Origin of the sequence: Streptomyces sp. NPDC058240, from assembly GCF_042882135.1 — a bacterium.
Lineage (GTDB): Bacteria > Actinomycetota > Actinomycetes > Streptomycetales > Streptomycetaceae > Streptomyces.
On record NZ_JBHVWT010000007.1, the window covers coordinates 188,816 to 213,863 of the forward strand.

16 protein-coding genes are annotated in these 25,048 nt (G+C 69.1%); 10 read left to right on the plus strand and 6 right to left on the minus strand.

Annotated elements, in window-relative coordinates; genetic code table 11:
* The first annotated feature begins 6 nt into the window (after nt 1-6).
* Nucleotides 7-1,632 carry a translation initiation factor 2 gene (locus tag ACFVX4_RS15915; RefSeq protein WP_389977046.1) on the plus strand — a complete coding sequence of 542 codons (1,626 nt, stop codon included), beginning with the start codon at nt 7-9 and terminating at the stop codon, nt 1,630-1,632.
* Here ACFVX4_RS15915 and ACFVX4_RS15920 read toward each other — a convergent pair.
* Nucleotides 1,620-3,713: an NB-ARC domain-containing protein gene (locus tag ACFVX4_RS15920; protein WP_389976852.1), complete on the minus strand. Its 2,094-nt coding sequence runs from the start codon at nt 3,711-3,713 to the stop codon at nt 1,620-1,622. The genes ACFVX4_RS15915 and ACFVX4_RS15920 overlap by 13 nt on opposite strands.
* Nucleotides 3,714-3,875: 162 nt before the next feature.
* Between ACFVX4_RS15920 and ACFVX4_RS15925 the strand changes: the two genes are divergently transcribed.
* The 5 genes from ACFVX4_RS15925 (at nt 3,876) to ACFVX4_RS15945 (ending at nt 14,123) form a co-directional block, all read left to right on the plus strand.
* The gene (locus tag ACFVX4_RS15925; protein WP_389976855.1) at nt 3,876-4,298 is read left to right on the plus strand and encodes a hypothetical protein; all 423 of its coding nucleotides are present in this window, start codon (nt 3,876-3,878) and stop codon (nt 4,296-4,298) included.
* A 1,380-nt stretch (nt 4,299-5,678) separates the two neighbouring features.
* Nucleotides 5,679-7,304, plus strand: coding sequence for a TIGR02677 family protein (locus tag ACFVX4_RS15930; RefSeq protein ID WP_389976858.1), 1,626 nt, complete (start codon nt 5,679-5,681; stop codon nt 7,302-7,304).
* On the plus strand, nt 7,301-8,626 hold the full coding sequence (locus ACFVX4_RS15935) for a TIGR02678 family protein (RefSeq protein WP_389976861.1): 1,326 nt from the start codon (nt 7,301-7,303) through the stop codon (nt 8,624-8,626). Before ACFVX4_RS15930 ends, ACFVX4_RS15935 begins: the two co-directional genes overlap by 4 nt.
* Entirely contained in the window at nt 8,623-12,864 is a 4,242-nt protein-coding gene (locus ACFVX4_RS15940; RefSeq protein ID WP_389976864.1) for a TIGR02680 family protein, read from the plus strand. The genes ACFVX4_RS15935 and ACFVX4_RS15940 overlap by 4 nt, the downstream gene beginning before the upstream one ends.
* Nucleotides 12,861-14,123, plus strand: a complete 1,263-nt coding sequence (locus tag ACFVX4_RS15945; protein ID WP_389976867.1) for a TIGR02679 family protein — start codon at nt 12,861-12,863, stop codon at nt 14,121-14,123. Before ACFVX4_RS15940 ends, ACFVX4_RS15945 begins: the two co-directional genes overlap by 4 nt.
* A 147-nt stretch (nt 14,124-14,270) precedes the next feature.
* Here the strand turns inward: ACFVX4_RS15945 and ACFVX4_RS15950 are convergent, their stop codons facing one another.
* The 5 genes from ACFVX4_RS15950 to ACFVX4_RS15970 all read right to left on the minus strand — a co-directional run bounded on the left by ACFVX4_RS15950 (nt 14,271) and on the right by ACFVX4_RS15970 (nt 19,632).
* Entirely contained in the window at nt 14,271-15,428 is a 1,158-nt protein-coding gene (locus ACFVX4_RS15950) for a hypothetical protein (protein ID WP_389976870.1), read from the minus strand.
* Nucleotides 15,429-15,460: 32 nt separating this feature from the next.
* On the minus strand, nt 15,461-16,903 hold the full coding sequence (locus ACFVX4_RS15955) for an N-6 DNA methylase (protein WP_389976873.1): 1,443 nt from the start codon (nt 16,901-16,903) through the stop codon (nt 15,461-15,463).
* A 53-nt stretch (nt 16,904-16,956) separates the two neighbouring features.
* A complete protein-coding gene (locus tag ACFVX4_RS15960; RefSeq protein WP_389976876.1) occupies nt 16,957-17,169 on the minus strand; it encodes a hypothetical protein in 213 nt (70 codons plus the stop codon).
* 556 nt (nt 17,170-17,725) lie between these two features.
* On the minus strand, nt 17,726-18,403 hold the full coding sequence (locus ACFVX4_RS15965) for a response regulator (protein WP_389976879.1): 678 nt from the start codon (nt 18,401-18,403) through the stop codon (nt 17,726-17,728).
* Nucleotides 18,400-19,632 (minus strand): sensor histidine kinase, encoded by a 1,233-nt coding sequence (locus tag ACFVX4_RS15970; RefSeq protein ID WP_389976882.1) that lies wholly within the window; start codon nt 19,630-19,632, stop codon nt 18,400-18,402. The genes ACFVX4_RS15965 and ACFVX4_RS15970 overlap by 4 nt, the downstream gene beginning before the upstream one ends.
* 139 nt (nt 19,633-19,771) lie before the next feature.
* Between ACFVX4_RS15970 and ACFVX4_RS15975 the strand changes: the two genes are divergently transcribed.
* The 4 genes from ACFVX4_RS15975 to ACFVX4_RS15990 all read left to right on the plus strand — a co-directional run bounded on the left by ACFVX4_RS15975 (nt 19,772) and on the right by ACFVX4_RS15990 (nt 24,926).
* Nucleotides 19,772-20,194, plus strand: coding sequence for a DUF4190 domain-containing protein (locus ACFVX4_RS15975; protein WP_389976885.1), 423 nt, complete (start codon nt 19,772-19,774; stop codon nt 20,192-20,194).
* A 104-nt stretch (nt 20,195-20,298) separates the two neighbouring features.
* On the plus strand, nt 20,299-21,861 hold the full coding sequence (locus tag ACFVX4_RS15980) for an alpha/beta hydrolase (protein ID WP_389976888.1): 1,563 nt from the start codon (nt 20,299-20,301) through the stop codon (nt 21,859-21,861).
* 108 nt (nt 21,862-21,969) lie between these two features.
* Nucleotides 21,970-23,130: a serine hydrolase domain-containing protein gene (locus tag ACFVX4_RS15985; protein WP_389976891.1), complete on the plus strand. Its 1,161-nt coding sequence runs from the start codon at nt 21,970-21,972 to the stop codon at nt 23,128-23,130.
* Nucleotides 23,131-24,119: 989 nt separating this feature from the next.
* Nucleotides 24,120-24,926, plus strand: a complete 807-nt coding sequence (locus tag ACFVX4_RS15990; protein WP_385325990.1) for an SGNH/GDSL hydrolase family protein — start codon at nt 24,120-24,122, stop codon at nt 24,924-24,926.
* Nucleotides 24,927-25,048: the final 122 nt, after the last annotated feature.

The window sequence follows — 25,048 nt, forward strand, 5'->3', positions numbered from 1 at the left end:
AGCGAAGTGCTCGTCGCCGTACGTTCCGCGGGGGCATTGCATCGGCTCCTCGACGTGTTGCCCGTTTTCGATGGCGACACTCGCGTCACCATCCGGTTCACGCTGCTCCCCGGATCACACTTCGACATCGACGCTCTCGCGGCTCTAGACCGCTCGGGTGGCCGTATTTTGCCCTGGGACGAAGCTCGCCGCGTCAGTCACGACCTGGTCCTGACTGCGAGCCCGAAGGGTGAACTCCACGAACTGTCCGGGCCCCGGGCGCTGCTGCCACATGGAGCCGGCTTCAACAAATCCATCAGCAACGACGGTTCGCCCGACGTACCCTCCGGCCTGGACCCCCACTACCTGTTGGTCGACGGCGAGCCCTGGGCCGATCTCCATGCCTTGGCCCACGAAGAGCAAGTAGCTCGCCTGGCGCGTCACTGTCCGCCGGCCGCCGACAGGGCCACTGTGGTGGGAGATCCCACCCTGGACCGTCTCCTCGCATCGGTCCCCCACCGTCAGGACTACCGCGCGGCCCTGGGAACGGGGCCTCGGCAGCTCATCGTTCTCACCTCCACGTGGGGACCGGACTCACTGCTTGCCCGTCGGCCCGGCCTGCCCGCCGAACTCACCGGGGTCCTGTCCCACGATGCCTTTCAGGTCGCCCTGATCGTGCACCCCAACGAGTACAGCAAGACCGGGCTCTTCGATCTTTCCCGCTGGCTCGCCCCTGCTCTCACAGCGGGACTGGTCCTCACCCGCCCCTACGAGGAATGGGCCTCCCTCCTGGTCGCTGCCGATGCCGTCGTCACCGACCACGGCTCCACGGCTCTCTACGCGGCGGCCCTCGGCCGCCCGGTCATCAGCGCCTACGACGGCGGCCGCGAGCTGATCCCCGGCAGCCCGATGGCACGGTTGCTGGATTCCGCGCCCAGGCTGTCGGCAGCCTCCGGCCTGGAGGACGCTCTCCGGGACTCCCAAACCATAGACACCCGTTGCCAGGCCGCTGGCGCCTTCGCCCAGCAGGGCCAGGCACTCCAGCTGCTGCGGCAGCAGCTCTACCAGATGCTCGGGCTACAACCCCCGTCGAGCCCACTGGATGCGCCAGCGTTCTCCCGGCCATCCACGACGCCCCGTCAGCCCCTGGCCTTCGCGGTACGGGCCGAGGTGTCGGGTCACCGGATCGCTCTCAAACGCTTCCCCGCGCACACGCAGGAGGCCGTACACCACCTGGCCGCCGAATACCCCACGGCCGGACCACGCCAGGTACAGAGTGCCGCCCTGCTCTGGTGCCGCGCCCGGACCGCCAGCCCCGCCGTGCAGCACACGGTCTGGACCGCGGAGGGCTGGACGGCCCACGTCCTGGAGGAGGCGCCGGGCTGCAGAACCGCAGCCGCGATCCTGTCACCCCGGCGCTGCCTGCTCAGACACCGCAAGGCCGGGCTGCTCAGCCTCCGCGTAGAACCTCACCGGGACAGGGGCCGTGTGTCTCATACCGATCCAACGGCCGTGGTGTCCGCGGTACACGCCTGGCTCAGCGCCAACACGAACTGGTCACTACCCGTGTCGCTCCTGTGCGACACCGGGCCGGCGGCCGTGCGCGTGCACCTGAGCCCCGCCAACGCGGACGACCTCGACTACGAGCTCTGACCGTCGGAGGGGATACCTCCGGCCTGTAGCGTGACTTGCCTCGCAGTCACGCGGTGCAGCTCGGCGGTGTCGGCATCACCGCGGTCTTCCGCCAGAGTCGCCAGTTCCTCCAGAACACGTACCTCGTCCTTAACAGAGCCCCGAGCGCGGGCGCCGGCCAGAGCCGCGCTCACCAACACGTGTGCCTCCTCTGCCCTATCCACCAGCCTTAGTGCGCGGCCCAGTTCGAACCCGGCTCGAGCCACCATGCGCTCCCGCTCCTGCTGCCGCGCCATCGCGTGGGCCTCTTCCAATAGCCTGACCGCCTCCTGGCACTCCCCCCGCCGCAAGGCGGTCCGGCCCAGCAGGTAGGTCTGGAGCAGCACGCCGTACGCGTTCCCTATCTCCGCGTGGGCCGCCTTCGCCGCTTCGAAATCCGCGGCGGCACCGGGCCAGTCTCCGAGCTCGGACTTGAGCAAGCCCCGGAATTCCACTGTCGATGCCCTCAGCTTGCGCTCCGGAAGTGACTCTCCCAGCGCTTCGGAGGCGTTGAGCGCATGCCTCAGTTGCTCCGCCGCTTCGTCATACAGCCCCTGTTCCCACAGCGGACGGGCCAGCTGGCACCTCATCCGGACCATTGCCGGGAGGAACTCCGCCCGGTCTGCGGCAGCCACGCCCGTACGGAAAGCGTCCGTGATGTCGGCATAGTGCGGGTGGTCGAGGAAGTGCGTCCACAACGGCTCGCACAGCGCCCAAGCGTCCTCGTAGAGCCCCGCCTCGAAGGCGAGCCGGACGCATCCGTACAGGGCGAGTCGGTGCGACTCCAGCCACCGCAGTGCTTCCGTCTTGCCCGGGAAATCGACATCGCGCGGGTCGGGGCCCACAGATTCGGGCAACCCCGCGAAGGTCATCCGCGGGCCGGCAGCCAGGAGATCCGCGCGAGCGGCTTGACGCCTGTACCAGGAACTCAGCGAGCGGCGAGCTCGTGCTCGCTCCTGCCCGTCCGGATCTTCCCGCTGCACACGGCGCTCAGCGTGGCCCCGCAGGAGGGAGTGCATACGCCAGTTGTCGGTCCTGCCGTCCAGTAGTCCCGCCGACTCGAGCTCCTCCAGGGCATCTCCCGCCTGACATGGATCACAACTGAGGAGAGCGGCGGCGGTCGACTCCTCAACCACGGGCCCCGGAAGTTGTGGGAGCAGCCGGTACAGTCGCGCGGCCTCAGGGCCCAGTCCTGAGTACGCGGCGTCCCACACGGCTTCGACCATGGGAATGCCCTTCCCGTGCAGTTCCGCCGTCAGCTCGGCGACGAGCCGGGACAGGTTCCGCCTGCGGTACTTGCGTACCCACTGGCCGGCAACCTGAAGCGCGGCCGGCAGGCCACCACACTCACGCGCCAGCTCGACCAGCGCACCTGGCTCCGCCGACAGCCGCGGATCGTCTACGAGGTGCCCCAGCAGCCGCACCGCGTCTTCTACCGCCAGCGGACCCACAGGAACCTCGGCCACAGCAGTGCCGTCGAGGTCGTACAAGGCACCCTGACTGGTGATGATCGTCAGGCTGTTGTCCGACGCCGGGAGAAGCGGTGTCACCTCGCTTCCGAACCGCGCATTGTCGATCACCACGATCAGCCGCTTGTTCCGGGTCCTGGTCCAGAGCTGCTTCGTACGGCCGGCGAGGGACCTCTCCAGCAACTCCGGCAATACGCCCAGGCCGGTCAAGAGCTCCCCGACGGCATCCGCAATCTCCACAGCACCGTCCCGGCGCAGGTCGTCCAGGTCGACGTAGAGGACCCCATCGGGGTATCGATCTGTGAAACGGCGGGCCACATGAAATCCCAAAGCGGTCTTGCCGATTCCGCCCATCCCTGTCAGTGCGACGACGAGCGGCCCCGCATGTCCCACGTGCGCCTCAACCGCGCGCGTGATGCACTCCTGCTCATCATGCCTGTTTTCGAACCGTACGCGTGCCGGAGGAAGTTGGTACGGAACCGGTGTGGCCGAAACTTCAATGCCGTGCAGGTGTTGATGCAACTCTCCGATGCGTCCGGCCTGAACGACCACGTCCGCACGTCCGTCCAGGCTGTTGCGCGTCTCGTCGGCCATGCGTCAACAGTATTGCCTCATCGGCGACATGAGGGCGAGGCCGCCTCAACCGGGAGGGTCTGGACGCAGAACGCAAGAGCCCCGGACGCACAGGAAATTCTGCATCACTCCGTGCCACGGAACTAGGGTGTGACGATCAGACACCGACCGAGGGAGCCTGGTATGGACCCGATCACGGCAGCGGCACTGGCGGCACTGGCCGGAAGCGTCGGCGGCGAAGCCGGCCGCCAGGCGTGGCAAGGACTCACCGCACTGGTAAGGCGTCCCTTCCAGCGCGGCGCAGCACGGGACGCGGAGCCGGACGGATCGCCTGGGGTCAGCTCGGGCGAGCTGGAGATCGCGGACCTGGAGAGCAATCCTGCCGACCCGCTGCGCGCCCAGGCGCTGGCGACGGCTCTGGGTGTACGGGCCGCCCTGGACGGGGAGTTCCGCGCGCTGCTCGAAGAGTGGTGGCAGCACGCCCAGACCGGCTCGGGCAGTGAAGTACACAACAGTATCAGCGGAGGAACCCAGAACGGCCCTGTACTCCAGGGCCGGGACTTCTCCAGCCTCACCTTCAACATGACACGGGACAACAACCACTGACGACCGGGAGTAGGGCGCCATCGGCGTAACTAAGCCATGGAGCCTCTCGGTAGGGCGTCGCCGGTCGAACGAGCGGACCGATCTGGCCGACGCACGTGGCCTGCACCTCTCTGGGCTCGTCGACCACCGCCTTGACCTCGACCTCACCGACCCCAGAGCCAGCCACCGGCCGCGACCGCGGCCTCGAACTCTCGTACAGATACCGGCGGCAGAATGGGGTGCCGTTCATTAGCGAACTGGCCTGCGGTCCACGGCAGGTTGCCTGACGTCCCCACGATGGTGGGGCAACAATTGCTCCCGAAACCATCACGGCTGCCCTGTTCTAGGGCCGCCGTGGGAGCCGACTCGAGTCTGTCCTGGTTGCCTCCCGGCCGAAAAGCCACAGAAACATGTAGAGGGGCGCGAACACCAGGGCAAGGAGGACCCCACCTACCGCGATTCCAACACGCTGTGACCGGCCTCCGGAACTGCCCTCCCGGCCGGCCTCCCAAATCCCGAAAGCAACAACTGGTGCGATAGTTAGCAAAGACTGACATATCGTTCCGCACTGCATCAGGAACGCAAGCCCCAGTACCGTGGACGACGGTCCGCGCCACTCCAACGTTTCGCCCAAATCACCGTCAAGATGGTGCGGTTTCGGCACGGTCAGGAGTCCGACCAGGACCAACAACGTGGCTACGCTCCCCACGAAGTCGGACCGTTCAGCGATCCAGCTCGCGGCGGTCGTCGTCCAGCCTGAGGGTATGCCGAGGGCGTTGCATGCGGAGCTAGCTCCCCGGAGCGGTGTGTCACCACGGCTGGCTCCATACGCAGCCGAGCACCCAGCAAGGGATGCCAGAACCCGATACAGCATCGGAACGAATCGCATCGTCCGCACTTCCCGGATCACTGTATTCACCGTTTCGTGCACAGGCGCCGACACCGACACGTCGCCACGCACGGTTCCTGCCTGAATCACAGCCCCAGTGAAGTGGCCACCGCTTACCTCGTTGCCAGAACCTCGCTGCTCCGCCATGCCCAGAAGGTAAGTGACGGCTTCCGACAGTCGTACGACAATCCACTGGAAGCCTCAGCCAGTCCTGCGGCTCTTGGGATTTCCACGCACCTCGTCCACCCCTTCTCTCGATCAAGCAACTGACTCCCGTCCGGGGATGAACTCTCCCGACGCGCCGGGGAGTCAGAAGGCGCAGCCCCCGGACGCCGCCCCAAGCGCTGGAACATCAGGGCGCCGAAAGGCGCGGCCCAGGGCTGCGACAGCCCTCCACGTTTCGTGCTGAAGCGTTGGCGATCGGGGGGACAGGGGCGTCACCTCCGCATGCTCGGGGAGCATTTCGAGCTATGTCCCAACGACAGTCGAATACTCCAAGTAGCCTCGCAAGCATGGAGGCACCCGCACCCGGCACACCGCCGGAACCCGGCGACCACGAGGCGCGCAGGCGGCTGGACGCGTACGCCTACCTGAGCGCGCCGGAGCGGCTGGAGCACATCGCGATCATGCGGGTCTTCTGCGGAACGCTCCTGGCGGACCTGGCCGTCCCGGACGTCATGACGAAGCTGCGCGAGTCCGGCGGACCAGGCGCGGGGCTCGACGCCGACACCCTCACGGCTCGGCTCGAACAGCTGGAGCGGTGGGGCAACCTGCTGCGCGGCAGCCACACGGTGAAGGCGTCCAGCATCACCGAGTACCAGCGTTCACGTGCGCGCTACCAGCTGTCGAGGCTCGGCGAACGCATCCAGCGGGACGCCGACGGGGTGCTGGCCGAGGCCGAGGCCGCCCGCGAGGTGAGCAACGAGCTGCTTGCCCTGGTCGAGCGCGGGCTCCGGGAGCTGGCCGAGCTGGTGTCCGAGCCGGGCGGTATCGCTCCGCAGGACGGGCTGGAGCGGGTCAGCACGCTGTTCGTGCAGTTCGCCGAGTTCGCGGACTCCATCCGGGACTTCTATGCCTACCTCGGCCAGGTGCTCGCCCGGTACGACCTGGACAGTGCCGAGTATCAGGGTTTCAAGGAACTGCTGTTGGACTACGTCGAGGCGATCACGGAGGACGTGGCCTTCCGCACGCCCCGGATCTCGGCGGCACTGGACACGCTCTGGCCGCACCTTCCGGCTCTGCTGGACCGGTTGGACGCCCACGCCCAGGGTCTCGCCGGGATCTCTCCGCAGGGCGAAGGCCGCTCGGAGACCCGGGTGCAGCGCAGCCGCGGGCGCGAGCTTGCGGACTGGAACGGGCTGCGCGGCTGGTTCAGCAACACCGATGGTCAGGGCAGCCAGGTCGATCAACTGCGGGACGCCACCCTGCGGGCGCTCCAGTCGCTGCTGGCCAACGCCAAGCGGATGCTGCGCTCGGCTACCGGGGAGATGTCGCGGCGCCGGGACCTGCTGCGGCTGGCCCGGTGGTTCGACGAGGCCGCGCCGCAGGATGCACACGACATCGCCGTCGCCGCCTTCGGGCTGTACGGCGCCCGCCACCTGGGCATACCACCCGCCACCGACGAGGTGGTGCCCGCCTACACCAGCTGGTGGACCGGCCCGGTAATCGAGGTCCCGGTCGCGCTTCGCGAGAGGGGCAGCCGCGCGCAGCGGGGTCGGACGGCGTCGGTGGAGGACCACTCCGCGCAAAAGCACCGGCTCCGGGAGGACGCGCGTGAGCGGGCGGCGGCCAGGAAAGCGGCGGCGGACGAGCTGCGTAGCGCCTCGGGCCGTTTCGACGACGTACGGCTCACCTCGGCGGCGCTGAGCCTGCTCCTGGAACTGCTGGCCACGGCGCTCGGGAACGCGCAGCTCAAGCGGCGCGCCGGTACGGACAGCGAGGGGACGCCGGGGTTCGGCCTGGACGCGGCGTGGAGCGAGGACGCCGATCTGGGCATCCGGCTCACTGTGCAACGTACGGCGGGCGCCCGGACGCTCCTCCACTCGGCCGACGGGGACCTGCTCCTGGACGACCTGGAGCTGGTCATCGGCCGGACCTCCACCATGGCCGACGGTGAGGCGGAGGTGAGCGTGTCATGACCCTCCCCTCCGCTCACGACGTGGCCCTGGCAGCAGAACGCCGTACCGCGGCCCGGCTGTTGCTCGCTCATCCGCTGGTCACGTCGGACGGCCCGCACGCCGACCTCTTCCCGCTGGTCCGCAGGCACGCCGACTGGCTGGGCAAGCGGTTCCAGCAGGTGCTCGGCTATCGCCTCCTGGTCGACAGTTCCTATGCCCGGCTGTTCAAGGCCGGGCTGGGAGCACAGGCGGGACACAGGCTTGTGCGGTCCACCGGCACTCCCTTCACCCCGCACACGTACGCCTGCCTCGCACTGGCTCTGTCCGTGCTGGTGACCGCGCCCGAGCAGATGCTGTTGTCGCAGCTGGTCGCCGATATCCGGGCCGCGGCGGCCGACGCGGACATCGAACTGGAGGAGACAGGCCGGGCGGCCGGGAAACGGACCCTGGTCGCAGCTCTGCGCCAGCTGGTCGAGTGGGGCGTACTCATCGAGACGGAGGGCCACGTGGCCGCCATCACCCAGGAAGCCGGCGGGGAGGCTTTGATCACGGTGGACCGCGAGCTCGCCCGCGTCGTCGTCGCCGGACCGCTCGCCCAGTCCCGGGACGGCGCCGATCTGATCCGGCGGGCAGCGGACCCAGGCTTCGGAGGACCTCGCACCTACGTGCGCCGGATGCTCGTCGAAACACCCGTCGTCCACCTCGACGAACTGACCGATGCCGAACGCGACTGGCTGCGTACCCGGCAGCGCCGGGAAGCCCAGGCATTCCTCGAACTCCTCGGTCTGGAGACGGAGATCCGCGCCGAGGGAGTGGCGCTGGTCGACCCCGAGGAGGAGCTGACCGATCTCCACCTTCCCGGCACAGGAACCGTCGCCCAGGCCGCACTGCTGCTGGTGGAACGGCTCGTTGAACGGCTTCGTCCGCCCGATCCCGGACATCCTGCGACCGGCGGCGTCCTCATCATCGGGGTGGCCGTTCCGGACGGCCTGGTGGATGAGCTGCTGGCTGACCTGGTCGCCGAGTACGGGGGCCGCAGCAACTGGCAGCGCGGCTATCTGGAAGATCTCCACGCCCTGCGGGAAGCCGTGCTGGACCTGCTGGCCCGCATGCGGCTGCTGGCCCCAGCCGGCCCGATGCGGGCCGAGGGGGAAGGGCTGCCGGAGAGGTACGCCGAAGAGCTGCCGGAAGGACGCCAGGTGACCGATGTCCGGGGAGCCCGGCCAGGCGGCGAGGGCTGGGTGCTGCTCGCCGCTGCGGCCCGCTACGCCACCCGCGTCACCGTGCGTACGGCCGACTCGATCCGCGAAGATACCGACGCACAGCAGGAGTTGCCGCTATGACCGCCGACGCACGTGGCCTCGTCCCGCTGCCGCGATCCGGCCCGTCGACGACAACAGCAGGTACCCGCTTCCGGCTGCACCGCGCGGGCATCCAGAACGTCTGGCAGTACGACGAGCAGGAGTTCGCCTTCGGTGACGGGCGACTACTGCTGCGCGGCAAGAACGGCGCGGGGAAGTCCAAGGCCCTCGAAATGCTGCTCCCGTATCTACTGGACGGCGACTCCAGGGCACTGGACGCGACCGGCACCGGGCGGACGACACTTGCCTGGCTGATGCTGGACGGCTTCGAGCGGACGAACCGCCTCGGCTACCTGTGGGTGGAGTTCCGGGGTACGAACGAGGGCGGCGACCACCGCTACCTGACGCTCGGCGCCGCCATCCGCGCCTCGAAGTCCACGCAGAAGGCGGTGCCGACGTTCTTCGTCACCCCGCTGCGGGTCGGTGAGGACCTGCACCTGGTCGAAGCGGACAAGCCGCTGCCCGTCGACCGACTCAAGGAGATCGTCGGCTCCGACAACGCGACCGAGCGCGCGGTCGGCCACCGTGCCCGCGTGGCGCGGGACCTCTTCGGGATCACCGACGCGACGCGCTACCGCAACCTCACCCAACTCCTCCACCGGCTGCGACGTCCCACGGTCGGGGATCGCATCGAGCACGGGGGCCTGGCCGTCCTGCTGAGCGAGACCCTGCCGGGGCTCGACGAGGACGTGGTCGAGAAGGTGGCACGCAACCTCCACGACCTGGACGCCGTACGGGACGAACTCGGCCGCCTGGAACGTACCGACGTGGCGCTGCGCACGTTCCTCGCCGACTACCGCCGCTACCTCGCCGGAGTTCTGCGCACCGCGGCCCGGAACGTGAGCAGCGAACTGGACGCCCTCTCCCGACGACGCCGAACGGCCGGGGACGCCGCGCAACGAACGGGCGACCTGAAGAGGCGGGAGGAGGAGTCGGAAGCCGGGCTGGAGACCCTGCATGAGGAGGAACGGACCGCCCGGACGGAGCTTGCCGCTCTGCACGCCAGTCACGCCTACCGCAGCCTGCGCGAACTGTCGGAACGCCGCAGCACGGTGGAGGCCCTGCACACCACGGCCACGACCGCCTTCACCGCCCTGCGCAACGCGCACGAGGCCGAAGAAGGCGCGGCCGAACGACTGGCCGAGGGTGTCGAAGACCTGGGGAGCCGGCTCACCGAGCTGGGGACCGAACACCGGGAGCTGCTGACCCAGGCGGACAAGGCAGGGCTCCCCGCCGGACATCTCGGCGACGCGGTGGCTCTGCCGCGCACGGTCCGCTCCCAGGCGACGCAGACGGAGCTGACCAGCCCGGACGGGGAACCGCAGACCGTAGGCCACCGGCCGGTGGTTCGCGTGGACACGGCCACGACAGAGGCCGGGCTGCGGTCCTGGCAGGGGCAACTGGAGGATGCCGAAGCTGTCGTACGGAACCGGGCACGGATGGTCCAGGAGGTGACCCGCCTCTCCTCACTGGCCGACGAGGCCCGGACCAGGGCGGCTCAGGCCGACATGGAGCGGGAACGGCTTGAGGGTGAGGCGGAGGAGGCCGCCGACCGTCTCGAAGTCAGCCGCGAGAAGGTCGCGGAGGAGAGCCGAGGATACGCCGACGAGGTCGCCGCGTGGGTGGAGAGCACACGGACCGCAGCGGGGCCCGACTGTCCGCCGCTGGATGCCGTCCTCGCTGAAGTAGCCAGTGAGACCTCCTCCGATGCCCCGTTCTCGGAGCGCGCGCTGCCACCCGACATCGACACCCGCGCGCGGCAGGCGGCTCATGCGGCCTTGGAGCCGTACGCCGATGACCTCACCCGGTACCGCGACGCACTGGCGCTCGGCGTCGGCCGACTCGGTGAGGAGATCGACCGCCTGTCGAAGGAGAAGCACGACTGGGAGCGGCGTACCGACCCCGAGCCGCCGGCCCCGTACCACCGCGCCGCCGAGAGGAATCCGGCCGGTGGAGCACCCTTCTACCGGCTGGTGGACTTCGCGGAGCACGTGACCTCCGCCGACCGGGCCAGCCTGGAGGCGGCGCTGGAGGCAAGCGGAATCCTCGACGCCTGGGTCAGCGCGGACGGGGTCCTTCTCGACCCTCTCACCCGGGACACCATTCTCCAGACAGGCCCCATGTCGTCGGGACCACAGACCCTCGCCTCAGCCCTGCGCCCGGCCGCGCAGCCGGAGTGCGGCGTCACGTCCGAGCAGGTGGAGCGCCTGCTGGCCGCCATCGCGCTCGTACCGGCCTCGGAGACCGCCGCTGCCAGCGCGGTCCACTTCGACGGAAGCTGGCGGCTGGGGGCCCTGCGCGGCCGACACCACAAGAGCGCCGCCGAGTACGTGGGAGCAGCCGTACGCGCCGAGACCCGGCGGCGTGCCCTCGCCGAGCTGGAGGACCGGCTCGCGCGGACGGAGCAGCGGCTGGCCGACGCCCGTACCGAACTCGCTGCGGCCGATTCCAGGCGGCGTGCCCTCACGCTCGCGGAACGGGACTTTCCCCGGGCCCGGCAGCTCTCCAACGCCTGGAGCAGGACCACTTCGGACGAGAAGGCGCTGCGGGACCTGACCGCCAAGGCCACCCGTGCGGCACGGCTGGCCGAGGAGGCCCGCGCTCTCGCCGTGTCGGCGCGTACCGAGGCGGATGCCACCGCGACCGCCCATGACCTGCCCACCGACGCCACCTCCCTGGACCGCGTACGCACCGCACTGGCGGCCCTGCTCAGCGGTATCGGTCACTTGCGCAGAGCGGTCAGCGGCACGGTCGGGCGACTCGGCGGAAGCCAGGCGGACGACGGGCGGTACGAGCGTGCCCGAGAGGGACGCCTGGAGGCAGAAGGAAACTACCGGCTTCGGCTCCACCAGCTGCGCACCGCGCAACAGGATCTGCGGACCCGCGAGGCGGCCGTCGGATCGTCCGAAGAGGAGATCCTCACCCGCGAACAGAACGCCAAGCAACGCATCGCGAACGCCGCAGGCGCCATCCCAGCAGCAGAGCGCACCCGCAGCGAACTCCGCGATCGGCGCGTGCGTGCGGAAGAAGAAGAGAAGCGCCTGCGCGAGGAGCTGGCGGCCCAGGAGACGACAGTCATCGACACCGGTCGCACCCTCCGCGCGGCTCTCGACCGCCCGGAGGTCGTCAACGGGGCGGGACTGGACCGGTCCTCTCTGCCCGACCACGTCTCGGACAACCCCGGTTCGGACGTCCGCGACCGCCTGCGCGCGCTGCGCTCACTGGCCGACACGGTGGAGCAGGCCCTCGACCGTTCGAGGGGCGAAGTGTCGGACGACACCCTGCTCAAGCGGCACACGGCGCTGCGCGACCAACTGGCGGGCGGATACGACGCGCAGCTTGAGGAACGCGACGGCATCAAGGTGTGCCGCCTGCTCGACGACCACGGTTCCCATGATGTCGCGGTCGTGGGCGAGCGGATCGCCGTACAGTCCGCTGAGGCGAGGGGGCGGCTCACCGAGCGCGAGAGCGAGGTGTTCCAGCGGTTCCTGACCGGCGAGCTCGGCGATCACCTCTCCGCCCAGGTCATCACCGCGGCCAATCTGGTCGCGGCTCTCAACGAGACCCTGAAGACCGTACGGACCTCGCACGGTCTCGGCGTGGAACTGCTGTGGAAGCTCGACGAGGACGTGGATGCGGATGTGCGGGCAGCCGTCGAGCTGCTGCGCAGTCCATCGAGCCTCCGGACACGTGAGCAGACAGAACAGCTGCGCGAGGTACTGCAGCGCCGTATCGAGGACGCCCGCCGTGCCGAGCCTTCGGCCGGTTACACGGCCCATCTGCGGACCGCGCTGGACTACCGGGCATGGTTCCGTTTCCACACCTTCGTGGTCGAGGACGCGGCCCCCGGGCGCAGGAGGAAACTGACCGGACGCACCGGACTGAGCCAGGGAGAGCAGCGCGTGCTCTCGTACCTCGTGCTCTTCGCAGCCGCTGCCGCGCACTTCACCAGCCTCGCCGAGTCGGCGCCACACGCGCCTCGGCTGATCCTCCTGGACGACGCCTTCGCCAAGGTCGACGAACCCACCCACGGGCGGCTGGGCCGCATCCTCGTCGACCTCGATCTCGACTTCGTCCTCACGAGCGAGCGGCTGATGGGCAACTGGGCAGAGGTTCCGTCCCTGCACATCTACGAGTGCCTACGCGACCCCCATGTGCGCGGCGTGGCCACGTTGCATTACACCTGGAACGGTCGGCACCGGCGTCTGGCATCGGTATGAGCGCACTCCCGGCCGCCACACGCGACTGGCTGGCAGGACCAGGTCTCGCCCGGCTCTGGGGGGCGGTACGCAAACGCCTGGAAGGCAACGGGGTGCAGTGCACCGGTTCCCTCCGGCTGACCGCGGTGAGCTCGCAGGAACGGAACGACCTGTCACTCCTGCTGGGCAAACCCCTCACAGGTACGGCCGTGACCGTGCGGCTCGACGCGCTCGACGAACGCCTGCGCACCTCGGCCGCGGGGCTCGGGCTCAGGGAGGTCCTGGAGGGACTCGGTCCTCCGCTCACCGACCGCCGCGCGGCTCGCGAGGACGGCGCGGCACAGCGCCGGCACGTGTGGTCGTCGCTTACCTCGTCTCTCGACGCCTCTCCGCTCGCCGGGCAGGAGTGGACCCGGCAGTGGTCCGACGTGCTGCGCCGCACCGGCGTTCCGAGAGGGGTGACGCCCGAAGCGACAGTGCGGACGCTTCAGCAGGCGGTCCAGGTACTCACTGTGCTGCTCGATCCGAAACGGACCGGTACGCGGGGCCGAGGCGAGCTCGCCGCGACGGCGACCGGTTCGGCGCACGGCCTGGACGACGGCACCTGGCTCGCCCGCCTCGTCCAACGAGGCATCGCCCTGGCCCATGACACAGAAATCCCCGGCAACGCGGCCGGCCGACGCGCATTGTGGCGGCTGGCCTCCGTAACGCCGGACGAGGTCTCCAGCACGGTGCTGACCTACGGTCTGCGGCCCGTCGGCGAGGGCTGGCGAGAGAGGTCACTGCGAGAGCGGGCTGCCCATCACGCCGAGACCCACCTGACACCGCGCGATCTGCTCGACGTGCATCTCCAACTGCCTGCCGGGGCTGTGGTCCACATCTGCGAAAACCCGCGCGTCGTGGAAGCCGCAGCCGACGCGGCCTGCGCCAAGCCCCTGGTCTGCACCTCCGGCAGCGCCGCCACGGTGGTCCTCACATTGCTCGACGCCCTCGCCGTCACCGGTTGCCGCTTCGCCTACCACGGCGACTTCGATTGGCCGGGCATCACGCTGGCCAACCGGATCATCCGCCGCTACGAAGCCCTGCCGTGGCGCATGGGCGCTGAGGACTACGAACGCCTCGCCGCTGCCAGCCAGGCGGAGGATGTCCCTCAACTACCTCTTGGCGGAAGCCCGGTCGACGCGGACTGGGACCCGGGCCTCGCCCCTGCCATGACCGCCCTCGGCGTCGCACTTCATGAGGAGGCCACGCTCGATCTACTGGTGAGGGACCTGTCGTGAAGAAACCGCCGGGCGGCCTCTGCGGACACTCAAGTGCGCCAGCTCCTCCAACCGTACGGTCTCTGTGCAACCACCTCCTGTCCAGCTGAAGCGCCTGCTCCGAAGACCGCGCGACGCGACCGAGAAGAAGTCATGCACTTATCGCTCCTACTCGTCTCCCTCGTGGCCGACGGGTAGCCGGCCAACCGCTCCTGAGGAAATCTCACGCAGTAACGTACCGAGAAGTTCTTCCAAGGACCTGTTCTCATCGAGCACCTGCTGAGCCACCTTGTGCAGTGGTTCCGCAACATGGTGGAATCGCTCTCGTACATCCAGGTCCGGCCAGGAGACAGGTAGTCGACCGAAGGCACGCCGAGTGATTTCGCGCGCATGCCGGCCTTGAGCTGCATCGGCGAGCTCCGCGCCGCGGAAGCGCAGTTCGTGCAGGAGCCACCATCGGTCCACGGGATCGGCGGGGTGTACCGAAAGCACACTTCGTCCAGCAGCGGTGGGCAGCGACGTGACGACGGCCCGCCCTCCCGCAGCCCGGGTGGCGATCAGAATCGTGCCCGGATCGCAGACGACGCCGGGTTCGGCGGGGCCTTGTTGATCGGTGGCTCCGATGTACGGCAGGGCAGCGTTGAAGACGTCAGAGGGGGCGACCCAGGTGGTGTGGACGCCATCTTCACCAACGGAAGCCGGGGCTGCTCTTCCGGTCCGTGCGCGGGCGACCTTGCCAAATTCGGTGACCGGCCAGGACGGACGTTGCCGTGTCCAGACCCCGTGATAGGCATCCGCGAGTTCCATCGCGTCAGCGGCGATGCTCAGATTGAGGGCGGTCTTGGCCTCGATGAGGGTGACCAGTTCGTCGATCCGTTCGTTCTGTTCCGGTGGCGGGAACAGAACGGGCATCTTCTTCAACGCGTCCAGACTCAGAGTGGGTTCGACGTGTGCGCTGATGTGTCGGTCGATCCACGCCCTGGCTCGGGGCGTCCGCAACCAGATCCGCAGCCACCGTGTAACGGAGGGGCTTTTGGACCTGATGATGCCGACGCTCCGGGTCGCGACCCATCCCTCATGTTCCTCGGTGACCAGAGCCGCATCACCTGCCCGCCGGACAAGCACGACAACCAAGTCGTTCCGCCGAAGCGCTGCCCGGGTCCTCCTTGATTCGGCTGTGCCCGCTCGACCGGGTTGCTGGGTGGTGATACGACCGTGCCGGATGTTGCCTGTCCGGACGACTCCCTGGTGGTCCGGCAAGTCACGGTCGCTGATGCCGTATGTGACGTACAGGTCCTCGGCCGCGTCGGCCAGCGGCATGCTCATCCACTTGCCGTCCCTAGTCACGGAGTCAGGTTTCACAGCTCATCCAGAACACGTCGCAGGTCTCGCTCCAGCGCCTGGGCCTGGGCGAACTTCTCGTAAAGCCCCTCTCTGAGTGCCTCTACGCGGTACAGCCCCGTCGGATCACCGTTGTTTAGCTCGGAGGTGTACAGAGGCGGCAGCAGATCGAAATCGCATGCGGCAACCTCCTGGACCGTGCTGGAGATGCACCAGCCCGGCTCGTCCTTGTAGCCGAGCCACGGCGTGCCTTCCGACAGCGACGGGCCTCGCCACGCGGCCAAAGTTTCGAGGATCTTCCTCACACTGTCAGGAGCTAGTCGCCACTGCCGAGTGCCGGGCACCAGCTCCTTGGTCTTTCTGGCATCAATGAACAAGAACTGGCCCCGTCGGTCTTCGCTCCCCCAGCCCCTGTGCGGGCTCTTGTCACGATTGAGAAGCCACAGGCAACTGGAGTTGCGTGTGTGGGGGAAGATTCCCGGAGGTAGCGCCACAACGCTCTCGACGAGATCTCTGCGCACGAGCAGCTCCCGAATCCTCCGCTCGGCGTGCCGCAGCCCGGTAGCCGCACCGTCAGCCATCAAAAATGCGGCCCTGCCTTGCGGGGCAAGAGCATGCACAAAGTGCAAAATCCACGCGAAGTTAGCGTTGTCTCTCGGCGGGGGCGCCTCCTCTGGCCAGCGCGGGTCATTTCGGCCCGGGTCACGGGGCATCCATGGCCCCATGTTGAACGGCGGATTGGCCAGCACAATGTCGTACTGAGCCTTGACAGGGCGGGCAAGACTATCGACGGGCAGACCAAGTTCCGCCTCAACGCCACGAGCAGCGAGGTTCAACCGGGCGATCTGGAGTGTGTTCGCGTGCAGATCACGGCCCGTCAGTGACAAGTTCGCGCGCAGTCCGGTCTGCTCACGCACCTGACGTTCGACTTCGACCAGCAACCCGGCGGACCCGCACACCGGATCGAGCACCCTTTGCCCGTCCTGTGGAGCTACCGCCTCGACCAACAGACGCGCAATGTCGCGGGGAGTGAAGTAGTGGCCCCCCTTGGCCTGAGCGGATGACAGATCCTCCAGGCACTGTTCGAGTAGATCGCTCACTCGTTCCACGCGGTCGACGGCCACAATCAACTGTCTCAGATGGCTGTCGACCGTAGCCGGGAGAGACGGTACGAAGTCGCGGCGCATGTCCACACCATCCACACCGAGCCCTGCCGGCAGCCAGGCAGAGAGACACTCCTGTACGCGGGGGCCCAGGGGCTGAGGGTTTCGCGTCTGCGCAACGAGCCAGGGCCAAGAGGGTCCGCCGCCGCCCCAGATGTCCGCGGGCTGCTCCCTCGCCCGGTTGCGCAGATAGATCAGCCCAATAACGGTCCGGCACGCGTCCTGTGCGTTCAGACGTTCGGCCAGACCGCGCGTCAGCCGACCCACTTCGAGCCGCGCCCCACTCTTTACTTCCATCCCCGCTCTTCCTCTCAGGCTTACTCCGCTCTCGCCTTGCCGTTCGTCCACGACTACATCAGCCCAACGGTGGACATGACCAACAGAGCAAGGGTCATCGTGGCAGCGAAGGTTGCCGCCCCCGCACGAATCGCGCCCGTCATGGCCGCCCCGCCGATCCTCGACACAATCCCGCCCAGCAGCGCGGTGATCACCGCAGACTGCGCGGCAAGTGTCATGAGCAGCAACTTGTACTCCATGCCGATCTCCCCGTTCTCGATGCCCATCACATGACCAACAGATCCGGCTGGCCGTCTGTTGGACCCGGCGTCGCTTCGCCGACTGATAGGAACCGTAGCGACCCAGCGCCAGCCACCATGGGAAGCACGCTGTTTGGGTTTTCTCTAGGCGCGTGCTCAGGAGAATAGGCTGGTTCGGGTAGAGCACTCCGTTTGGGAATTGCACGCTGAACCCGGGCCTGAGCTCCATGTCACTGCGCGAAGGCGATGCCCTGTGGCTCACCCCCACCAATGGCAACCAATTCGTCATCACTGTCGACGACGCCGAGACCGCTGCGCAGCTCACCAACCGACTCCTCGCTCACGGACGCAAAGGCCGTTGACGTGGTGGTCATCGAGACGTGCCGGCCCTTCGTCCAACTCGCCCGGCGGACAGGCGTGTCCGGCCCCGACAGCTGAAGACGCAGATCAGGCCCGGACTCCTCCCGAGGCAAACCGGGCCCGACTCGTTTCTCGGGCACCCGGGCCCGCGTACCCGCGTGCCTGCGGATATTCGGACACCTGGGCATGCGGGCACATCGCGCACCAGCAGGATCGGGCAGTATCAGCCGGCGAATCCCGGAACCACCAGGCCGGACTCGTACGCGATCACCACCGCGTGAGTCCGGTTCTGTGCACCGAGCTTGATCAGTACGTTCCCGACGTGCGTCTTCACCGTCTCCAGGCTCACCGTGAGGGACTCCGCGATCTCCGGGTTGGACAGGCCGGTGGCCATCGACCGCAGCACCTCCTCCTCCCGCCTCGTCAGGGCCGCCCTCGGCAACGCCTCGGCGGAGCCCAGTGGGCGGGGGGCGACCATTCGGCTCAGTGCCGCCGGGAAGAGGATCGCCTCCCCCGCCGCCGCCACCCGCACCGCCTCCGCGATCTGCCGTACCGGGAGCCGCTTGAGCACGAACCCGCTGGCCCCCGCGCCGAGCGCGGCGGTGACGTAGCCGTCGTTCTCGAAGGTGGTGATCACCACGACCTTCGGCGGTTCGGCCGACTCGGCAAGGAGGTCGCGGGTGGCCTCGATCCCGTTGCGACGCGGCATCCGCACATCCATCAGGACCACGTCCGGTCGCAGCCGCCGCGCCTGCTCGACCGCCTCGATGCCGTCGGCGGCCTCCCCGACCACCGCGACCCCCGGCTGTGCCGCGAGCAACGTACGCAGACCACTGCGGGTCACCTCGTCGTCGTCCGCGATCAGGAGTGTGACGGCCTCGCTCGCGTCGGGGCCGGTCATGCCGACGACCGTACCGGCAGCCGGACCGTCAACCGCCAGTGCCGCGGCCCGTCCGGGCCCGCCTCGAACTCACCGTGCAGCAGCCGCACGCGCTCGGCCAGCCCGGTCAGGCCGTGCCCGGACGTCGGGAAGGCGCCCCGGCCCGCGCCCGTGCCCGCGCCGGTCCGGTTGACCACACTGAGCTCCAGTACGTCCGGGGCGGCCGCCAGCCGGACCTCGATCGGACCGCCCGCCCCGTGCCGCAAGGCGTTCGTCAGCCCCTCCTGCAGGATCCGGTACGCCGCCCGGGAAAGCGTTCCCTGCACCTGCGCCGGTTCGCCCGACAGCTCCGGCTCCACCACCGCGCCCGCGTGCCGCAAGCGGTCGAGGAGCTCGGGCAGGTCGGCCAGGGTCCGGGCCGGCGCCATCCCCGCCTCCTCCTCGCGCAGCACGCCCAGCACGTAGTCCAGGTCCTCCAGCGCGGCCCGGGCCGACTCCTCGATGCTGCGCAGGGCTGCCCGCGCCGCCACCGGGTCGGCGGAGAGCACCTCGCCCGCCACCGCCGCCTGGATCGTGGTCGCCGTCAGCGTGTGCCCGATCGAGTCGTGCAACTCGTGGGCCAGGCGGTTGCGTTCGGCCAACAGCAGCTCCCGCTCGGCCGCCAGCGCGAGCCGCTCGGCCGACGACGGCCCCAGCAGCCTGGGTGCCGACCCCCGCAGGACGTTCGTCACCACCGCGCACACAGCCGCCGCCAGCACCACGCAGCCGAGCGCCACCACCCAGCTCCAGCCACCCGTCACCCGCACCGACCGGCCGAACAGGCTCACCCCCGCATCGGCGCCGAGCGGCAGGGTCAGGCCCGCGAGGACCAGCACACCGCTCCCCAGCGCCCCCGTCCATCCCAGTGCCACGTGCAGCAGCAGCCAGAGAGAAGTCCGCCATCGGTCGGTGCCGGGTGAGCTCGCGGACCGGCGTGCGGCCACCGGGTCCGGCAACGGCACCCTCAGCAGTCGACGGGCGAACGCGATCAGCGCCCGCCGCACGGTGCGGCCCATCCCGACCGCGCCGATCAGCACAGCCCAGACCAGCAGGGTCATGATCATTTTCGCTCCATAGGGAGCGGCGGGCCACGCCAGCGCGGGCAGCATCGCGAGGGGCAGCAGCGGCAGGCTCGCCACCGCACCGCAGAAGGCGAACAGCATGCCCGAATACGTGGAGCCGCTCAGCAGCGGCCGGATTCCCCTGATCATGATGCGGCCAGTATGACCGGGCAGCTCACCGGGGTCCTCCCCCGATCGAGGGAGCGTTTTTTCCCGCCTTTCCGCGATGTGCGTCCGAGACCCCGGAAGCCAGGATCGTGCCCTGAGCGATCGATCCGGAGGACGGCTGATGAACACGCAAGGTATGGAGAGGTCGCCGAATGGCACGGCGCCGGTCGGAGCGGGCCCGGTTCCCTCCGGCCCCCGGGGTCCCGGCCACGGCGTGCGGCCCGCGGTCGGCGGGAACGGCCCGGCCGGGGCCGCCGTGGTGCTGGGGGTCATCAGCTTGACGACCTCGATCGTCTTCGTAGGTGGCCCGCTCGGCCTCATCGGCCTGGTCCTGGGCCTCGTCGCCCTGAGGACGGCCAAGCGGACCGGCGCCGGGCGGGGCAGGGCCATCACCGGCGTGGTGGCGTCGGCCATCGCGATCGTGGTGTCCGTCCTGGTCGCCGTATGCACCGTCTGGTACGCCAACAAGACGCAGGAGTGCTACCAGCCCGACAGCTTCCGGCAGTACACGCAGTGCGTGCGCCAGCAGCTCTCCGGAGTGTGACCGGCGACCGGGCGCGCCCCCGCCCTCGCCGACCTCCCGCGCCCACATGGGCGCAAGAACCAGTCCTCCCAGACCAGTCTCCCCAGGAATGGACACGCATCATCGTGCGAAACACACGGACGGCACCTCTGCTGGCCGCCGGCATCGCGGCGACTCTCGTTTCGGCGCTGACACCCGCAACGGCCTTTGCCGCAGCCGAGGTGTCCGCGGCGAAGGACCCGCTGCGGCAGTACACGCGGCAGAAGCTCCAGTGGCAGCGCTGCGACGCGGGGAGCCCCGCCGCCTTTCGGTGCGCGACCGTCAAGGTACCGCTGGACTACGGCGATCCCGGCGGCCAGAAGATCGACATCGCGGTGTCCCGGCTGAAGGCGGGCAGCGCCGAGGAACGTCGCGGCGCTCTGCTGTTCAATCCCGGCGGCCCCGGCGCGCCGGGCCTGAGCATGCCCATCGACCTGGGAGCGGACCTCCCGGAGAAGGTGAAGGGGCAGTACGACCTCATCGGGTTCGACCCGAGGGGCGTCGGGCAGAGCTCCCCCGTCAGCTGTGGGCTTACTGCCGACGAAATGATCACTGATCGCCCCTACCGGGACAGGACATTCGCGAAGGATGTGAAGTGGGCCCGTACGGTGGCCGACAAGTGCCTGGCCAAGGGGGGTGACACCCTGCGGCACCTCACCACCCGCAACACCGCTCGCGACATGGACGTCATCCGTGCCGTGCTCGGAGAGAAGAAGATCTCCTACCTGGGGTACTCCTACGGCACGTACCTCGGCGCTGTGTACGCGCAGATGTTCCCCCGGCGGACCGACCGGTTCGTGCTGGACAGTGCGGCCGATCCCGCGCGGTACGGGCGGGGCATTTTCCAGGAGATGGCCGAGGGGACCGAGCCCGCCTTCACGCGATGGAGCCGGTGGACCGCCCGGCGGCACACGGCGTACGGACTGGGCGATACCCCGGCCGAGGTCCGCAAGACCTTCTGGGACCTGGTCGCCCGCGCCGACCGCAGGCCCATCGACTTCGACTCGGAGTCCCTCACCGGTGACGGCATCCGAGCCGAGCGCCACAAGCTCTTCCACGTCCAGGTGGGCGCCGAATGGATCGCCGGGCTGAAGAAGGCCGCCGAGAGCAGAAAGACGGACGGGGGCGAGAAACCGGACCCGTCCGGCGCGTCCGAGGGGGCCCCGAGCCCCGCCCCGTCGGCGTTCGTCCGTGACGTTCCCCCGGACAACGGCGACGCGAGTGCTTGGGCCGTCCTGTGTGCCGACACCCGTACCTGGCCACGCGACCCCGAGCAGTACCGCCGCGACGCGATCCGCGACAAGGCCCGGTATCCGCTGTTCGGCGATTTCGCGTCCACCATCAAGCCGTGTGCCTTCTGGAAGCCGGGCAGTGAGCCCGCGACAACGGTGAACAACAAGGTCAGAGCATTGATCCTGCAGAACGAGTGGGACCCCCAAACACCCCTGGCCGCAGGCCGGGCCATGCACCGGGCCCTGCGCGGCTCCCGGATGGTCACCGTCTCCGGGGGCGAGGGGCACGGCATCTACCCCTTCAAGTCCTGCGCGGACAGGAGCGCCACGGTCTACCTGACCACGGGCAGGCTCCCGGCCAGGGACCTGACCTGCCGGGCACCGGGGGCTGCGGCGGCCGAGCGCACCGGGGGTTAGCCCTACCCGGAACCGCGGGGTAACGGGATCGTCCCGGGCCGCATCGTCCGGACATGCTGGGTCCGGCACATACAACTGGTTTCCCCACCATTCCAAAGGAGTTGGCGCGTGCGTGAGCAGGCATGGCAGAGGTTGCGTTCTTCCGGGCGGCGGGACGGTCGGCGCAGAGCCGTGGCCGCGGTGGCCGCGGGCGTCATGACAATGGGGGTCCTGGCGCCGTCCGCGGCGTTCGCCGCCCCCCGGCCGGACACCGTCCAGCAGGGCCTGAACGCGCTGCTGCGCTCCGATGACCTGCCCGCCGCGCTGGCGAGCGTCAGGGACGACAAGGGCCACACCCGTACCTACACCGCAGGGGTCGGCGACGTGGCCACCGGCTCGAAGGTGCCCAGGGACGGTCAGGTGCGGATCGGCAGCAACACCAAGACGTTCACCGCGGTGGTCGTGCTGCAACTGGTCGGCGAAGGGAAGATCCGCCTCAACGCCCCGGTCGACACCTACCTCCCGGGTCTCGTACGCGGCGAGGGCATCGCCGGACGCCGCATCACCGTCCGCCAGCTCCTCCAGCACACCAGCGGACTCCCCAACTACAGCAACTACCTGGGCGACGAAGTCCGTTACTTCGCACCCCGCGAGCTCCTCGGCATCGCTCTGCGGCACAAGGCCGACTTCGCCCCCGGGAGGGACTGGAAGTACAGCAACACGAACTACGTGCTGGCCGGACTGATCGTCGAGAAGGTCACCGGTCACCCGCTCGCCAAGGAGATGGACCGGCGCATCATCAAGCACATCGGGCTGCGCCACACCTACTTCCCCGCCCCCGGCGACGCGACCATCCGAGAGCCCCATCCCATGGGCTACTACCGGGATTCGGCCGACGCGCCGCTGCTCGACGTCACGGAGATCGACCCCTCCTGGGGCTGGGCCGCGGGTCAACTGGTCTCCACCGACTCCGACCTCAACCGGTTCTTCACCGCGCTCCTGTCCGGCCGTCTCCTCCCGCCGGCCCAGCTCGCCCAGATGCGCACCGCCACCGTCCCCGCCGAAGCCACCTTCGGCCGCGGCGCCCGCTACGGACTGGGGCTCGTGAGCAAGCCACTGCCGTGCGGCGGTCTCTACTGGGGCCACGGCGGCAGCTTCCCGGGATACGAGACCCGGGGCGGCGCCACCGACGACGGCCGCGCCGCCAACATCGCGGTGACCATGCAGCTGACCGACGAGGCAGCCAGGAAGCGTGTCGACAACGTCGTGGACACAGCCCTGTGCCGCTGAACCGCGTTTTCTGAGGGGCCGGCCGCCGAGTCGGCGGCGGAGCCGGAGACGGCAGCCGCCAGGCCCCGTCCCACGTCGGGGAGCCACAGCAGCGCCGTGGCCGGCGTGCCGCAGTCCTTCCGGACCATGCCGCGCGCCGGCGCCCTTGAGCGTCCCGACCGACCAGCCGAGGCCGTAGCGGCCGACGCTGCTGTCGACGTGGCCACGCCGGGTGTCGGGGTGCGATCGGGGCGTGATCCGGATCATGCCTCGTAGGGAGTCGCACTCGGCGACCACCATCCAGAATGCACCTTTCGTGCCCGCATGCGAATCTGGTGATGGCCCATCGTCCGAGATCCGCAATCAGGAGGCACGATCGTGGGCAAGAAGCAGAGTCGGCAGAACCGCGGTGCCCGCACCGGCGGCCACGAACGCAGCGCTGCTCCGGAGGCGAAGGAGCAGACGAGGCCTACGGCTGCTGAGGAGACGGTGCACTCGATCTCAGAGCAGGTCTCCCACCGGAAGCAGCGGAGGTTCGGCCACAACTGATCTCGTAGAACCACGACAACCGCCCTCTGCGGCGGCATCCCCTCGGGGATCGCCACCGCGGAGGGCGGTTTCTGTTGCGCGTGGCCATTGAGGGGATCCACTGGGGGGCCGGGGGCCGGGGGCCGGGGCGCTGGGGGACGGCTGGGGGTACTGGGAGTGCTGGGGGGTGCTGAGCGGATCCGGTCGCCGCTTCCCGCGAGCCCGGAGGCCCGCAAGCCCGTAAGCCCTTGAATCCGCGAACCGGTGCGCCCGCGATGCCGCGCGACCTCCCGCCGATATACCGCCCATCCGGGGCTCGGCCGGAGGTTTATCTACGCGCGGAGCCATGACGCCCGAACGATCATTCGGGCATATCAGACCAGTTCTTCCTCAGCTATTACCGGCCGGTACCAATAGCTGCTAGAAACGTGGCGCTCAATCAACCCCCCACCCACCCCCCACATTTCGGAGGGCTGACAGCCATGTCAGTACGGAGATTCTGGGCGTCCGCATCCACTCTGGTCCTCGCCGCCGTGGCCGCGCTGGGCGTTGCCCAGCCGGCCTCGGCAAACTCCTCGGCCGCCGCCGGCGGGTACGTCGCCCTCGGCGACTCGTACTCCTCCGGCGTCGGCGCGGGGAGCTATCTGTCCGACAGCGGCGACTGCCGCCGCAGCACCAACGCCTACCCCTACCTCTGGGCGGCTGCGAACTCGCCTTCCTCCTTCGACTTCGTGGCCTGTTCGGGCGCCACGACCAGTTCGGTGGCCGGGACCCAGCTGGGGGCGTTGAACTCGTCCACCGGCCTGGTCAGCGTCACCGCGGGCGGCAACGACGTCGGTTTCGCCGATGTCATGCAGGACTGCGTGCTCTCCGGCGAGGCCACCTGCCTCAGCAGCGTGAGCTCGGCCGTGACGCAGATCCAGAACTCACTGCCGTCCGGCCTGAGTTCGCTCTACGGTTCCATCCGCTCGCGGGCCCCGCAGGCCCATGTCGTGGTGCTGGGCTACCCGCGCTTCTACCAGCTGAGCGGCAGCTGCATCGCCGGGCTCTCGGAGAAGGAGCGGGCGGCCATCAACAACGCGTCCGACGTGCTGAACGGGGTCATCGCCAAGCAGGCGGCCGACGCCGGGTTCACGTTCTCCAGCGTGGTCGACGAGTTCACCGGGCACGAGCTGTGCTCCGGTGACGCGTGGCTCCACAGCGTGTCGTTGCCGGTCTACAACTCGTATCACCCCAAGGCCGCCGGTCAGTCCGGTGGTTACCTTCCGGCCTTCCGCTCGGCCGCGTAGGACGCGGACGACGGAGGTGCAGAAGTGGGGGGGGGGAGGGGGGGTGGGGGGAGGGTTCACAAGAGGGGCATTCCCCCCCGCTCCTCCCGGGTATCCACAGCTTCGCCCGTCGCCGACCGTAG

Coding starts and splice junctions, on each gene's coding strand:
- ACFVX4_RS15920 (WP_389976852.1), bottom strand. CDS start 3,713: ATGGCCGACGAGACGCGCAACAGCCTGGACGGACGTGCGGACGTGGTC.
- ACFVX4_RS15925 (WP_389976855.1), top strand. CDS start 3,876: ATGGACCCGATCACGGCAGCGGCACTGGCGGCACTGGCCGGAAGCGTC.
- ACFVX4_RS15930 (WP_389976858.1), top strand. CDS start 5,679: ATGGAGGCACCCGCACCCGGCACACCGCCGGAACCCGGCGACCACGAG.
- ACFVX4_RS15935 (WP_389976861.1), top strand. CDS start 7,301: ATGACCCTCCCCTCCGCTCACGACGTGGCCCTGGCAGCAGAACGCCGT.
- ACFVX4_RS15940 (WP_389976864.1), top strand. CDS start 8,623: ATGACCGCCGACGCACGTGGCCTCGTCCCGCTGCCGCGATCCGGCCCG.
- ACFVX4_RS15945 (WP_389976867.1), top strand. CDS start 12,861: ATGAGCGCACTCCCGGCCGCCACACGCGACTGGCTGGCAGGACCAGGT.
- ACFVX4_RS15950 (WP_389976870.1), bottom strand. CDS start 15,428: ATGAGCATGCCGCTGGCCGACGCGGCCGAGGACCTGTACGTCACATAC.
- ACFVX4_RS15955 (WP_389976873.1), bottom strand. CDS start 16,903: ATGGAAGTAAAGAGTGGGGCGCGGCTCGAAGTGGGTCGGCTGACGCGC.
- ACFVX4_RS15960 (WP_389976876.1), bottom strand. CDS start 17,169: ATGGGCATCGAGAACGGGGAGATCGGCATGGAGTACAAGTTGCTGCTC.
- ACFVX4_RS15965 (WP_389976879.1), bottom strand. CDS start 18,403: ATGACCGGCCCCGACGCGAGCGAGGCCGTCACACTCCTGATCGCGGAC.
- ACFVX4_RS15970 (WP_389976882.1), bottom strand. CDS start 19,632: ATGATCAGGGGAATCCGGCCGCTGCTGAGCGGCTCCACGTATTCGGGC.
- ACFVX4_RS15975 (WP_389976885.1), top strand. CDS start 19,772: ATGAACACGCAAGGTATGGAGAGGTCGCCGAATGGCACGGCGCCGGTC.
- ACFVX4_RS15990 (WP_385325990.1), top strand. CDS start 24,120: ATGTCAGTACGGAGATTCTGGGCGTCCGCATCCACTCTGGTCCTCGCC.